Source organism: Pedobacter mendelii (assembly GCF_014635725.1).
Lineage (GTDB): Bacteria > Bacteroidota > Bacteroidia > Sphingobacteriales > Sphingobacteriaceae > Pedobacter > Pedobacter mendelii.
Genome location: NZ_BMDJ01000011.1, coordinates 105,047 through 119,242, shown reverse-complemented (window position 1 = coordinate 119,242; position 14,196 = coordinate 105,047). Strand labels below are relative to the sequence as shown.

Genomic DNA, 14,196 nt, shown 5'->3' with positions numbered 1-14,196 from the left:
TTTAATAGTATAAAAGTTAGATTTTATAAACTGCATTCAGGTTTTAAACGTAAATTGGTAATATGCTACGTAAAAATAGTATTACGTTATACAGACTATTTTTGATTTTTGCTGTTTGTATATTTGTATAATATTATTTTTTACTTACTAAATTTTACGTCTATAATATACATATACTCATGAATACCAATGTAATACAAATACATAAAAACGAATGTATTAATTGCCAGGTAAAATCAAATTTATCTTTCAGACCGTTAGTCAATTACCTGAAAAATAGATTGAAAACCGAAAAAACTGTTAAATCTGAGTTTTACAGGTTTTTATTAGAAAAAATTGAGAAAGAGAATGCTTTACTTGGAAATATAAGCACAAAAGAATTATCAAAACATAAGGAAACACTTGAATTAATTTTCACTATACTCACGCCTTTAATGGCTAATGAAAATGAATTATTTTGGGCACTGAGTACACCAGTGCCTGATGAAATCTTTTTTAGTACAAATGCATTTTATCAGTTTTTCAAAGATCACGATCCTAAATCTAAAGTAAATAAGGATAATAGTGAACCCGTGGAGATAAAGCATTTAAAATTTATCTATAATTTAATTTTAAATAGATTTTACAGTTTCAATTCAGTATTAAAAAATGATATTATATACGCTCATGTTAATCCTGAAAATAAATTAATCCAGTATTATAATATTCAAAACGATACACAATTTATAGATATTCAGCATTCAGGAAAACTGCCTGAACTCAATTTTGAGGTTCTTGCTAAACATTTTCAGGAAGGGACAGAGATTGATTATTTGAATAAACATGTGCCTTTAAAGAAATTTACTTTTGAAGGCTTTAGTGTAATTTCTATAACGGACGTTACTTTACAGCATGCAATTGAAGGGATTAGAAATGCTTTAGTTAATCATAATTATCAAACGGAAGCCTATAATCATGTTATTCAGGCTTTAAAAACACTAAGTGGAAATGGCAACCTAGAATTTGGCTTAATGCCATTTTTAACTGTAAATAATAAACTGGTTTTTGATAATCAGGATTTTTCTCAAAGCATGCTTATTAACTCAGCAAAAGCATCGAATATGGAAGAAGAAGTTTTTTATGCTTTGGTTGAGAAATACAAACAGGATCCTCGTCCAATTTTTGTGAGTTCTATTAATGAAGATCACATGTTAAAAGATCCGTTTCTGCGTGTTTTAAAAGCTGCAGGAGTATGTTCTTATTCAGTTTTGCCAGTGTATTATAACACTCAATTAGCAGGCGTGTTAGAAGTTTATTCTAGTAAGGAAATTGTGGTTGATGATAAATTATTATCAAGATTAGGTCCTGCAGTGCCTTTAATTGGTCAATTATTTCAATATAGTATAGAAGAATTTAATGCCAAAATGGATGCTGTTTTAATGGATAAATTTACAGCTTTACAGCCTTCAGTGCAATGGAAATTTAATGAAGCCGTTTGGCATTTTATTCAGCAAAATAAGGATAATAAAAGACAAAAACAGATAGAAACTATCACTTTTAAAAATATGTATCCTTTATTTGGTGCAGTTGATATAAGAAATTCAACAACCGAACGTAATCAGGCTTTGAAAGAAGACATGCATGTTCATTTATTGAATATTATTAAAACACTAAAAGGCATTAGAAAATTTGTGCGTTTAGAACTTATTGATAAGCTAATTTTTAACTGCAATGATTGGATTGTTAGAATAAGTAATGTTGCATCAAGTAATGAAGAAATGCTTCTGAACGAATTTTTGGCTGCAGAAGTTTATCCATTCTTTTCGGTTATTAAGTTAAATCATCCTGAAACCACTGAAATTGTTGATGATTATTTTGCTGAGATTATACCAGAAACTGGATTAGCATACGAAAATAGAAGAAAGCTCGAAGTTTCAATGCAATCTATCAACATGGAAGTTAGTCAGTATTTGGAAACTGCTCAACTAAATCTTCAGGCATCTTACCCATGTTATTTTGCTAAATTTAGAACTGACGGTGTTGAATATGATATTTATATCGGTCAGGAAATAGCACCAAATAAACCATTTGATTTGCTCTATTTAAAAAATATTCGATTGTGGCAACTTACTTCAATGGTAGAAATAGCACGTTTATCTAAAAGTTTAATTGGCGAAATGCCAAGACCTTTAGAAACTACGCAATTAGTTTTTATACATTCAAATTCTATAGATATTAGTTTTAGAAACGATGAAAGAAGATTTGATGTTGAAGGTGCTTATAATATCAGGTATGAAGTTGTGAAAAAACGAATTGATAAAGTATTGATAAAAGATACTTCAGAACGTTTAACCCAACCTGATAAAATTGCAATGGTTTATTTTAATGCTGATGAAGCTAATGAATACATCGAATACATCAAATATCTTCAGGATCAAGGCTTATTAAATGATGATTTAGAGCAATTGGATTTAGAAGAACTTCAAGGCGTATCGGGCTTAAAAGCACTAAGAGTTGGCGTTAAATATTTAAGTAAAAACAAAACAAAAGAATTAGGAACTGAGAAATTAGAAGATTTTAGTTTGAATTTAAATGAGAATTAATAAGATGGAGCGGAGCAATCAACTCCATTTTATTTATTGTTTTAAACCATTATTTTTAAAAAGTTCATAAGCGGTTTGGTAATTAGCAATTGCCTGATTTGTAAATACTTTCGAAAAATCGGCTTTCTTTTGTTCGTTTTTGCCTTTATCATAAATATAACTATCTATCTTTCGCTGCGGACTTAATATTACCAAACTATCGTTTCGCATATAACCTAATTTTTGGTAAGTACCTAAAACAACCCTTGGTTTGTAGCTGCTATCAAGCACATTTTTTCCGAAGAAACCATTTGTGTATTTCCATCCTAAAACCCCCCAAAGTGTTGGGAAAATATCAATTTGAGATGTCATTTTGCTGATATTAGCATTTTTGGTATTTTTTAAATTCAAAATCATGCATGGAATTTGATATTTAGAAATATCAATTTCGTTTTTACCTGCGCTACTGGCACAATGATCTGCAACAATTATAATCACTGTGTTTTTAAACCAGGGCTTAATTTTTATTTTATCAATAAATTTTTCAATAGCATAATCAGTATATCTAACGGCTGCTTCACGTGTACCTTGAGGAAGATTAATTTTATTAGCAGGAAAAGTATAAGGTCTGTGATTCGAAGTAGTCATAATAAAATTGTTGAAGAGCTGATGTAATTTATACTTCTTATCCGCATCATTTATTACAACATTAAAAATATCTTCATCACAAATTCCCCATGCATTTTCAAATGTCACATCTTTATCCTGAATTATCGTTCTGCTTCCATCATAAGTTTCATTTAATAATTTTCGGCCTCTGTCAACAATGTTATAGCCGTTATTGCCAAAGAAATGGTTCATATTATCAAAATAACCATCACCACCATAGAAGAAAGTATTTGTATAACCTTTATCTTTAAAAACATGCCCTACTGAAAAAAGATGTTCATTATCCATTCGCCTAACTATACTGCTTCCGGGCGTGGGTGGAATACAAAGTGTAAGTGCCTCCATACCACGAACTGTTCGGGTACCTGTTGCATACATGTTGCTGAAAAATATGCTATGGTTTGCTATAGAGTCAAGAAAAGGAGTAATGTGCTGGTTATTGCCATAATGTGCCAAAAAATCTGCACTTAAACTCTCAATTGTAATTGTTATTATATTAGGCTTATAAGCAACATTATTATTATTAATATTTCTTTTTATTGATAAGCCTGAATTCAAAAAAGTACTTTGTGTTTCTTTAAGTTCATTTCTAATAATTTCGAAAGCTTTTTTATCATTAATTAAGCTATAGAAATCTTGATAATTCAATTCATTATTTTTGAAAGCCGCAAAAAAGGAATAAATCCCTGCCTTACCTAATTCATTGGAATAATGATTATTTCCTTGCTCTGCCCAAGAGTTTTTTACAAATAAACCAAATGAAATGGCTACAATAAAAATAAAAGAAGAAGTAATACTACGCGTTTTTAAAGTTGAGTAACTTTCTAAAGTTTGTTTAAAAATTTTTAATTTGAACAAGAAAAAGATTATTGCTATAGCAATTATCAACATTCCAGCCAGGAGTAATGGTATAGGGTATGATTCGTTTATGTTATGAATTACTTCATAAGTATAAATTAGATAGTCTACCGCAATAAAATTAAATCTACTTTCAAATTCCTGCCAAAAAGTTAGTTCTGCAAAAAAAGAGAAAAGTGTAATTACTAAAAAAAAGAAAAATACTAATGGTGTGAATATTTTATTCCATTTTTTGTGATAAATCTTATCGGGGATTAAAAATAAAAATACTGTGTATGGTATAGTAATAAGTAGCCCTGAGCCAATATCAAAGAATAATCCGGTTATATAAAACTTAAATATCTCAAATAAAGTAAAATCAGTATGGTGGCTCGCCGATATAAAAAGAACTGTTCTAACAATTAAGGAGAATATAATAAAGTAAGATAGAAAAGCAAAAAATAAAGAATATCTACCTTTTAATAAATTAGTCATTTAAAATAAATTTCTGCAAGCTACCTTCTGAATCTGAAGAAATACTGAAGTTCGCAATTTTAGAAATAACTACTTCAAAACAAAAAAAGCGATAAGATTGTCCTCATCGCTTTTACATAATTACCTGTTGAAATTATTTTATCAAAGCAGCAGTTTCAATGACATCGCTTGATTCTACAGAACTGATATTGGTTTTCAAAGCTGCAAATTTATCAATTGTTAACTTTTGTGTATTGCCCATAATCAAAGTATGATTATCAGTAGAACCGCTTAATTTCAAATCTGCATTATCTTTAATAACGGTATATAAACCTTCTGTATTAGAAGTAATTTGTGCAAAGGCATTGTCTTTTAAGAAAATTTGCAAATACTTTGATTTTAATTTACCATTGGTTTTTACTACTGCGTTTTCTGAAGCTTCGATTCTGTAAAGGTCGTTTACATATACAGTGAGCTTACTTACATCCCTATCTGTAGAGCTAATTTTTAATGTATTCCCTTCTTGAGTAATTTTTGCTTTACCTGTGTTATCATCTGAATAGCTAACACCTTCAGTTTGTCTTTGTATAAGCGTTACTTCTACATTTCCTTTAACTATAATTTTTTTAAAGCTTGTAGATGATTCTTTAGTTATTGGATTTTTTTCTGTAGCCAATACACTTGTTGTAAAAGCAGCTGAAGTTATAACGATAGCTGTTAATGATGTTGCGATTAGGTTTTTGATTGAGGTTTTCATAATGCTGTTATTTATAATTATTTGTTAATTAGTTATTTATATTTTTTTAAACTTGTTTTGTAGATAAGACGCAGCTAACGGAAAAACGTTGCAGCAAATAATCCATTTTTATACAAGCACATGTAACTAATCGACGAACAGGTTTAAAAAACAGACAAACAGGAAATAATTTTCACGCAATTGAAATTTAATTATGGTTTAATTGCGTATTTATCCTTTTTGCTATCTTTGTAAAAAAATTAAGCTAGAAAATCTTATGAAGAAAAAAGTTGTTCTTGTCCAGGATAACAAAGATATACTGGATATTATGGACCAGGTATTGGAAGAAGAAGGATTTGAGGTAACCGCATCATTAACAATCGAACCAATTGATAAAATTGATGAGATTGAACCGGATGTAGTTGTTATTGATGACCATATTAAAGGAACTAAAAAAGGTTCAAAGATTGTTAAAGAATTAAAATCAGATCCTAAAACTGAAGATGTATCGGCTGTTTTGACTTCTACATCAGATAAACTACAACAAATTGCCGAAGAAAGTAAAGCAGATGATTATATTCAAAAGCCGTTTGATATCGATCACATGGTTGATGTTGTAAAAAAGAATACTTAAGATATATTTAAAGAAGGTTTAAATGTATCTGTTTTAACAACAGCCTTTAATTCATGCAAAATTGTATATAAACCGAAGTTGGTTCTATTTACATAAATAAAATGTTTAACTCCTCTGGCTTGTTTAAATTCAGGCATTTTGGAGATTTTCTCTCCATATTCGTAAAGTCTTTCGAAAAATTCATTTTTACTAAAATCAAATGATTCATTTATATATGGCTTTGCAAAAAGTTCAATCATTTCTTTGTACGATTTGTAGTAAAATTCAACCTGTGCATCAGTATCATCTTTATGTATCATATCCAACTTTCTGAAAGCATCAAGCGTTTTCGCTTTATCTTTAATAACATCAGTAGAAATTAGTGAAAAGAAAGGATAGTAAAAATCCTCTGGCATTTCTTTTATACAGCCAAAATCTATTACACCTAATTTTTCATCAGGAGTAATCATAAAATTACCAGGGTGTGGATCTGCGTGAACGGCTCTTAATTCGTGCTGTTGGAAGTTATAAAAGTCCCAAAGGGCTTGGCCAATTTTATTTCTTAATGCTTGTGAAGGATTTGTTTGTAAAAATTCTTTTAGATGCAAACCTTCAATCCAATCCATGGATATAATTCGTTTTCCTGATAATTCTGGATAGTATTTCGGGAAAACTACATTATCTAAATTTTTACAGGCTTCAGAGAATTCTATAGAACGCTTAACTTCTAATTCATAATCGGTTTCTTCCAATAGTCTTTCTTCAACTTCTTTAATATAAATGTTTAATTCCTTTTCAGACATGCCCAACAAACGGAACGCGAAAGGTTTTACCAGTCTTAGATCTGAAGAAATGCTATCGCCAACACCAGGATATTGAATTTTTACAGCAAGTTTTTTGCTTTTTAATGTTGCTTGATGAACCTGACCAATTGATGCCGCATTGGTAGAATTTATATTAAAAGTATCATATATCTGTTCAGGTGTTTTACCAAAGTTTTTGGTAAAAGTTCTTACAATTAGTGGCCCCGAAAGAGGAGGTGCATTATATTGAGATTGAGTAAATTTATCAACGTAAGATTTTGGAAGTATATTTTTGTCCATACTTAACATTTGCGCAATTTTTAATGCACTACCTTTAAGCTCACTTAAAGATTTATAAATATCTGTTGCATTATCTTCATTAAGTTGTTCTCTATCCATATCAGGATTGAACAGTTTCTTAGAGTAATGTTTAATGTAATTTCCACCGATTTGAAAACCAGTTTTTACAAATTTTGCGGAACGTTCTACTTTTGTTACCGGAATACTATTTTGTTCTTTCATTTAGTTAAAACCCATGTTGTTTGCAAATTTGCCATTTCTGCTTAAAAATTTTCCGTATTCAAATAAGTTATCAATAGGAGAGTGTTGAAACAAATCGAAGGTAACATTAATACCCTTTTCAATTGCTTCGTCTGTTTTTTCGAAATCATTGCTATCATCATGTATCCAAAAGTTTAATATAAAAGCAAATTGAATCCATAAAGCATCTTTATATCTTTTACTTAAAAACCTGCGTTCAGCTAATTCGCCACTTTCTAATCCCTCTGATATAATATCTTCTGCAAAATTTTCGAAGATTGGTTTTACGCCGGCAAGTACGTTAGGTGTAGAAAATTTACTTTTATGGTTTTTCAAGCTATAAATAACATAACTTCTTTCATTCTTTAAATTTTCGGCGTAGCTATAAAAAAATGAAAGCATTTTTTCTCTTGCAGAATATTGAGGCCAAACCTCTTGTTCTTTAATTTTTGTAATGGTTTCGAACGTTAATTCGAACCAAATGTTTTTTTCAATACTTTCGAAAGAAGCATAAAATTGATAAAATTCGGCTTCTGTAATTTTGAGTTTTTTAACAAAAACATAAACCGATTTCGGTTTTTCATTGTTGGTTAAAACATAATCAAGATATGCTTTTCGAATTTGCTGAGCAGTTGCCATATACCTGTTTTTTTACAAGTATAACGTTAATATGATATGCTTGTTTTTTTACACCACAATTTCTTAATCATGATATTGTAATAATCATTTTCAAAATAATTGAAAGTTAATTTTAAGCTATTAAATTTAGTTAAATGTGAAATTATTTTTATTTAAAAACTAAAATTATTAGTAATATTGTGCATTGATTTTTATAATTCAAATAATATAGATATGATGCAGGTAAGCGATTTTTTATATAGTAAAATGGAATTACCAGATGTATTTGCTGAACTTTTAGCAACTGATGCTTTAAAACGTTTGGCCGGAATCCATCAAAGCGGCGCTATCTATTTGGTAAATCCAGATATCTGCCATTCCAGATTAGAACATGCCATTGGCGTTACTATGCTAATCAAAAAACTAGGCGGAACAGAAATTGAACAAATAGCCGGTTTATTGCATGATGTGTCTCATACTGCTTTCTCTCATGTTGGAGATTATGTTTTTGATAACGTTGATGAAGATTATCACGAAAAGGTATTTGCCGAAGTTTTATATAAATCTGAAATTCCTGCTGTATTGATGAAATTCGGCTATAGTGTAAATCAAATTTTGTTCAGCAAGTTTGATATTTTGGAGCAGCCATTACCAGCGCTTTGTGCTGATAGATTAGATTATACTTTGCGTGATGGTATTCATGCAGGAATTATTTCAAGGCAAAGGGCTAAAGAATTTTTACGATCGGTAATTTTAAAAGATGGAAAAATTGCTGTTAATGATGAAAATGAAGTGTTGTGGATAAACGAAACATTTAAAAGGCTTAATGAGGAGGTATTTAAATTACCACTTTATTTATATGCAAATGGTAAAATGGCAGAGTTGATTAAAAATTTATTAAAGAAGCAAATATTATCAGAAAGTGATTTATTTAAAACGGATACTATGTTGTTAAATAAAATCAGAAGTTATACTTATGGTTATGAAGCGGTAAAAGCTATAAAACAATTAAAGGGTTTTGCCGAATTTATGAGACATGGAGCTGTACCCAAGGTGAAAAACAGAACCTTAAATGCTGTACTGGTTTAATTTTTAGTTTTCAAGGCTTTATTATTCTTTTAATCGTACATTGATAAAAAAAAACTTATGTCGGCAATTGAAATTATATTAATCTGTGTTGTTGTTCTTTTGATTTTTGGAGGAAAAAAAATACCAGAATTAATGAAAGGAATTGGTAAAAGTGTGAAAGAATTTAAGGATGCAAAAGAAAAACCCCCTGTAGAGTAGTTTTAATTTGAAACATTAAGTTTGAAATATGTTCGTTTAACAAAGCTTTGCAAATGGGATTACTTAAAGATAAAATTAAACAAGAGTCTGAAAATAATAGTAAAAAGGTTTAAATGATTGGAACATTCTTTTAGATAAAAATGTGGAATCTAATGAGCAGAATGATATAGTTGCTAATGAAAGGGCTAGAACATTCTCTCAAAAAAAATTGTAGTGCCGATCCATCTGATAAGGTAAAAAAATGCTAATAAACTAATTGATTCACAAGTTTTTTTCTAAAAAAACAGAATTAAACTTATATTTAAATTTATTCTTTTAAAAAATAAATTACACTAACAACCTTCTTTTTTACACGAAGCACAAATTTTATTATTAAAAAGTGTTAATTTTTAATTTGTTTCTTCTGTTGTATACTCATAAATAGTATATTGCCTATCTATTTTTAGATAAATGCAAACTATTTACCAACCAAACTAATAATGATCAGGGCAGCATTATTCGTTTTTGTTATTCTATTTATTTCGGTTTCAAATAAGGCCTTCGGACAGAATATTTCTAATGAGGGTACAGATTTTTGGGCTGTTTTTCCCACGCATGTAGCAAGTAGCCAATCTGGTACAACGCTTGCCAATCATGCAGAACTATCCGTATTTGTTACATCTAAATCAAATTCAGAAGTTACTGTAAGCTGTCGGAATTATTCAGAAACTAAAACTATCCCAGCCAATACAGCTGTAGAGTTTAGAGTAACTTGGTCTGAAGCATATATATCGCAATTCAATACAGGATTGCCAGATGAAGCAAATCAAGTTTTAACGAACAGAGGTATTCATATAAAAGTAACTGATGGCAAACCTAAAGTTTCTGTTTACGCTCACATTTATGCTGGTGCACGTTCTGCCGCATCATTAATTTTACCTTACGAAACTTTAGGGCAGAAGTATTATTCTATGAATTACGCACAAAGTAGCAATGGGAATAATTTCTTAACCATTGTGGCTGTAGAAGATAATACTACAGTTTTACTTCATGAAAAAAGTGGTATCATTAAAACAATAAACTTGTCTAAAGTTGGCGATGTTTATGAATACATTTCAGGAACCAGTGATTTGACAGGTGTTTATGTGGAAGTTGATCAAAGTATCTCTTCATGTAAAAGATTTGCAGTATTTTCCGGTTCATCAGCTTTAAGTATAGCTTGCTCAGGTTCTCAGGATCCATTATACCAGCAATTAACACCTACTGTAAGTTGGGGTAAAAATTATGGAGTTGTTCCATTTAAAAGCAGGAAATATATATTAAGAATCCTTGCTCAAGAAGACAATACTAAAGTTACCTACAATGGGCAAACTTATACCATTGATAAAGGAGCGTATGTTGAAAGTTCGCAATTATCAGAATCAACTTTTATTACTGCAGACAAGTTGATTAGTGTTGCACAGTATTCTTTAACCCAAACGTGTTCTTCGGCTATCGGGGCAAATGTACTGGGCGACCCTGATATGGTTTTACTTAATCCAGTAGAGTTTAACATAAAAACTGTAACTGTTTTTTCATCTACGCTTCAAAATATTCCCGAAAGATATATTAATGTGCTTATGCTAACAACTAAGACATCGACTTTTAAAGTAGATGGTGTAACACCATCTACACCTTGGGTAATTGTTACGGGCAATACACTATATTCTTATAATCAGATTCCAGTAACGGGAACCTCTGCGAACTCAACTTTTAAGAGTTTAACTTTAACGGCTGATGATGGTTTTAATGCAATTGCTTATGGTTTTGGTAACGCAGAATCATACGCATACTCTGCCGGTACAAATTTATCATCGAATAATTACTTAACAGTTGTTAATGAATCTAAAAACGAAGAAAGTCCTAATGGTTGCGTTGGACAAGTAGTCGACTTTAAAATTAACCTTCCATATCAACCCGATAAAATTACCTGGACATTGGATAATGAACCGGTGGTTATAACTACAAATCTTACGCCTGAAACAAAAACTTTAAATGGGCAAACTGTTTACGTTTATCGTTATCCGGCACAAAAAACATATACAACCTCCGGAGAATATCATTTAAATGTTGTTGCGCATGTTCCTAACAATGCCTCAAATTGCCAAAGTGGCGATTTAGAAACAAATTATATTTTCACAATTTACGATTTGCCAACTGCAAATTTCGATTTAGTTACCAGCAGCTGTGCAAAATCTGAAATCACACTTACTGATAAAAGCTCATCTAATACAAGCGATTTCGCGATAACCAATTGGCAATGGGATTTTGGTGATGGAACAACATTGACTGAACAAAATCCAAAACATCAATATGCTGCTGAAGGAACTTATACGGTTAGTTTATCAGTTAAATCTGGTACAGGTTGTTTTTCTGATGTGGTTACAAAACAAGTGAAAATATTTCCTCTACCTGTTTCAAAATTTGCAGCTAATTTAAATACCTGTATAAATACCGATTATTTAGTAAATGACCAGTCTTCAATAAGTTCACTTAAAAGTTCGAATACCATTACGAAATGGAGCTGGGATTTCGGTGATGGAACAAAAATTGATAAAATTGATAAATTGCCATTTTTTCATCAATACACAACTACTGGGACCTATACGGTTTCTTTAATTACTACGTCGGCCGAAGGTTGTGTGAGTACTGCTTATACGCAGAATGTAAATGTTACGGATTTACCTATAGCGGACTTTAGCATGCCAGATATTTGTTTAACTGATGCTTTTGCATTATTTATAAATAAATCTGTTGATGCGCAAGATGGAACAGGTGCTTTTAATTATGAGTGGAATTTCGGCGATGCTGCATCTACAACGGCTAATCCGAATACGTCAACCGATAAGGATGGCCAGCATAAATATTTAAATTTTGGGGCTTATACGGTAATATTAAAGATTACAAATGCCAATGGTTGTGTAACTACTAAAACACAAAATTTTGTAGTTAACGGAGCAGTTCAAAAAGCCGAATTTATGGTTCAGAACCAAAGTAACTTGTGTAGTAATAAAGATGTTATTATTAATAATTCTTCAGCCGCTTTTGTTGGTAAAATAACTAAAATAATTTTTTATAAAGATTTTGTAAATGACCCCGAAGTTTTTGAAACGATTATATATCCAACATCCGATGATATTCATTTAGTTTATACCCCTTTTGGCGGTTCGGCTACTAAAGATTATACCATAAAGTTAGTTGCTTATTCAGGAGAGACCTGTTTTAAAGAAACTTCGAAAATTATTACGCTTAAACCATCTCCAATATTAGAGTTTGCTGATATTCCTGCTGCCTGTCAGAATGATGGTTCGGTAGTTATCAATCAGGCTCATCAAAAAGAAGGTGAGGAAACTTCTGGTTCAGGTATATATTCTGGTGATGGGGTTGATGCAGAAGGTAATTTCAATCCAAAATCTGTAAGCATTGGTTCACATTTAATTACCTATACTTTTACCTCTACTAATGGTTGTGCTGAAGTAATTTCAAAAACAATAAATGTATACGAATCGCCAACTGCTGATGCAGGAACTACTTTATACATACTTGCGGGTGGCCAGGTTAGAATTCCCGCAGTTGCAGAAGGTTCTGGTTTAACTTATAAATGGGTACCATCGCTAGGTTTAGATCATGAGGATGTTTTAAATCCAATTGCATCGCCGGAAAAAGATACAGATTATAAATTAACTGCAACTACTGATGAAGGCTGTACGGTAAGCACTTTAGTTACGGTTAAAGTTTTACAAGCTTTAGTTCCTCCAAATTCATTTACACCAAATGGTGATGGTGTTAACGATGTTTGGAACATAAAGTATTTAGATAGCTACCCTAACGCTACTGTAGAAGTTTTTAATAGAAATGGTAGCAAAGTGTTTTTCAGTAATGGGTATAAACTTCCGTTTGATGGAAATTATCAGAATGAACCTTTACCCGTGGGTGTTTATTACTATCTTATCAATCCAAGAAATGGGAGGAAAACAGTAACTGGGCCATTAACCATAATCAGATAAAATTGAAAAGATATATCATTTTATTAGCGCTATTCGTAAGTTTTAAAGGCTTCAGTCAGCAAAAACCACAATATACGCAGTATATTTTTAATCAATATTTATTAAATCCGGCACTTTCTGGGATCGAAAATTATATTGATTTTAAAGCTGGTTTTCGAAAACAATGGTCGGGAATTACCGATGCACCTCAAACTTCCTTTGTATCTGCACACTGGGCTTTAGGAGATAATCACCTTTGGAGTAATGCTTTAACCTCTTTTCCTGAGCAAACCGGTGACCCCATGGATAGAAATTACACTCAAAATTATACTTCCTCACCTTCACATCATGGTATGGGGGTTACAGTAGTTCAGGATAAAGCAGGACCATTATCCAGAATTGATGCAAATGTAACTTATGCTTACCATTTGCAATTAAGTAATAATTTTAATCTTTCTGTTGGTGCAGCTGCCGGAGTTTCAAGTATAAAGCTTGATGTAAATTCACTAACATTTCCTGATAGCCAAACAGATCCTGCATTATCAAATGCTATAGTAAGCCAATTAAGACCTGATCTTAGCCTTGGTATTTGGCTATATGGAGCCAGATTGTTCGCGGGCGTTTCGGCACAGCAAGTATTATCTCAGAAACTTAGTTTTACAAACTCCGATAATTACAACACAGGAAAAGAAGTTGCACATTTTTTTGCAACAACTGGTTATAAGTTTTTTTTAGATGATCAGATTGCAGCAATTCCTTCTATTATGGTCAAATATGTTCAACCTGCTCCTGTATCAGTAGATTTGAACATGAAAATTGCATTTAAAGATAAAATTTGGTTGGGTGGTAGTTATCGAAAGGATGATTCATTTGCAGCAATGGCAGGATTTAATATTGGAAAAATGGTTAATCTTACTTACTCATATGATTTTACTACATCAGATTTAAACACTGTTAGCAACGGTAGCCACGAAATTGTGTTAGGCTTATTACTGAATAACATTTATAAAGTGCCGTCGTATATTAGAATGTGGTAGCTACTAATTCGTTAGAT

At 31.2% G+C, this 14,196-nt stretch carries 10 protein-coding genes; 6 read left to right on the top strand and 4 right to left on the bottom strand.

Features of this window, described 5'->3' with window-relative positions:
• The first annotated feature begins 281 nt into the window (after positions 1-281).
• Positions 282-2,582 carry a GAF domain-containing protein gene (locus IEV50_RS17040; RefSeq protein WP_188416643.1) on the top strand — a complete coding sequence of 767 codons (2,301 nt, stop codon included), beginning with the start codon at positions 282-284 and terminating at the stop codon, positions 2,580-2,582.
• 33 nt (positions 2,583-2,615) lie between these two features.
• On the opposite strand, the gene IEV50_RS17035 is transcribed toward IEV50_RS17040, so the two are convergent.
• Both IEV50_RS17035 and IEV50_RS17030 read right to left on the bottom strand, forming a co-directional pair.
• A complete protein-coding gene (locus IEV50_RS17035) occupies positions 2,616-4,562 on the bottom strand; it encodes an LTA synthase family protein (protein WP_188416641.1) in 1,947 nt (648 codons plus the stop codon).
• A gap of 133 nt (positions 4,563-4,695) precedes the next feature.
• The gene (locus IEV50_RS17030) at positions 4,696-5,298 is read right to left on the bottom strand and encodes a GIN domain-containing protein (protein ID WP_188416640.1); all 603 of its coding nucleotides are present in this window, start codon (positions 5,296-5,298) and stop codon (positions 4,696-4,698) included.
• 256 nt (positions 5,299-5,554) lie between these two features.
• Here IEV50_RS17030 and IEV50_RS17025 point away from each other — a divergent pair, with 256 nt between their 5' ends.
• Positions 5,555-5,911: a response regulator gene (locus tag IEV50_RS17025; protein WP_188416639.1), complete on the top strand. Its 357-nt coding sequence runs from the start codon at positions 5,555-5,557 to the stop codon at positions 5,909-5,911.
• On the opposite strand, the gene IEV50_RS17020 is transcribed toward IEV50_RS17025, so the two are convergent.
• Entirely contained in the window at positions 5,908-7,215 is a 1,308-nt protein-coding gene (locus IEV50_RS17020; protein WP_188416638.1) for an ABC1 kinase family protein, read from the bottom strand. The two genes, IEV50_RS17025 and IEV50_RS17020, sit on opposite strands and share 4 nt — an antisense overlap.
• Entirely contained in the window at positions 7,216-7,872 is a 657-nt protein-coding gene (locus IEV50_RS17015) for a TetR family transcriptional regulator C-terminal domain-containing protein (protein WP_188416637.1), read from the bottom strand.
• Positions 7,873-8,085: 213 nt separating this feature from the next.
• On the opposite strand from IEV50_RS17015, the gene IEV50_RS17010 reads away from it, so the two are divergent.
• From IEV50_RS17010 to IEV50_RS16995, 4 genes are all read left to right on the top strand, one after another.
• Positions 8,086-8,940, top strand: a complete 855-nt coding sequence (locus IEV50_RS17010) for an HD domain-containing protein (RefSeq protein ID WP_188416636.1) — start codon at positions 8,086-8,088, stop codon at positions 8,938-8,940.
• A gap of 57 nt (positions 8,941-8,997) precedes the next feature.
• Positions 8,998-9,138, top strand: a complete 141-nt coding sequence (locus IEV50_RS17005; protein ID WP_188416635.1) for a Sec-independent protein translocase subunit TatA/TatB — start codon at positions 8,998-9,000, stop codon at positions 9,136-9,138.
• A gap of 479 nt (positions 9,139-9,617) precedes the next feature.
• On the top strand, positions 9,618-13,163 hold the full coding sequence (locus IEV50_RS17000; RefSeq protein WP_188416633.1) for a PKD domain-containing protein: 3,546 nt from the start codon (positions 9,618-9,620) through the stop codon (positions 13,161-13,163).
• Positions 13,164-13,165: 2 nt separating this feature from the next.
• Positions 13,166-14,179 carry a PorP/SprF family type IX secretion system membrane protein gene (locus IEV50_RS16995; RefSeq protein ID WP_188416631.1) on the top strand — a complete coding sequence of 338 codons (1,014 nt, stop codon included), beginning with the start codon at positions 13,166-13,168 and terminating at the stop codon, positions 14,177-14,179.
• Positions 14,180-14,196 lie beyond the last annotated feature (17 nt).

Bases quoted from the DNA above. Each gene is read 5' to 3' on its own strand.
- IEV50_RS17030 (WP_188416640.1), bottom strand. From the start codon at position 5,298: ATGAAAACCTCAATCAAAAACCTAATCGCAACATCATTAACAGCTATC.
- IEV50_RS17020 (WP_188416638.1), bottom strand. From the start codon at position 7,215: ATGAAAGAACAAAATAGTATTCCGGTAACAAAAGTAGAACGTTCCGCA.
- IEV50_RS17005 (WP_188416635.1), top strand. From the start codon at position 8,998: ATGTCGGCAATTGAAATTATATTAATCTGTGTTGTTGTTCTTTTGATT.
- IEV50_RS17025 (WP_188416639.1), top strand. From the start codon at position 5,555: ATGAAGAAAAAAGTTGTTCTTGTCCAGGATAACAAAGATATACTGGAT.
- IEV50_RS17015 (WP_188416637.1), bottom strand. From the start codon at position 7,872: ATGGCAACTGCTCAGCAAATTCGAAAAGCATATCTTGATTATGTTTTA.
- IEV50_RS17010 (WP_188416636.1), top strand. From the start codon at position 8,086: ATGATGCAGGTAAGCGATTTTTTATATAGTAAAATGGAATTACCAGAT.
- IEV50_RS17035 (WP_188416641.1), bottom strand. From the start codon at position 4,562: ATGACTAATTTATTAAAAGGTAGATATTCTTTATTTTTTGCTTTTCTA.
- IEV50_RS17000 (WP_188416633.1), top strand. From the start codon at position 9,618: ATGATCAGGGCAGCATTATTCGTTTTTGTTATTCTATTTATTTCGGTT.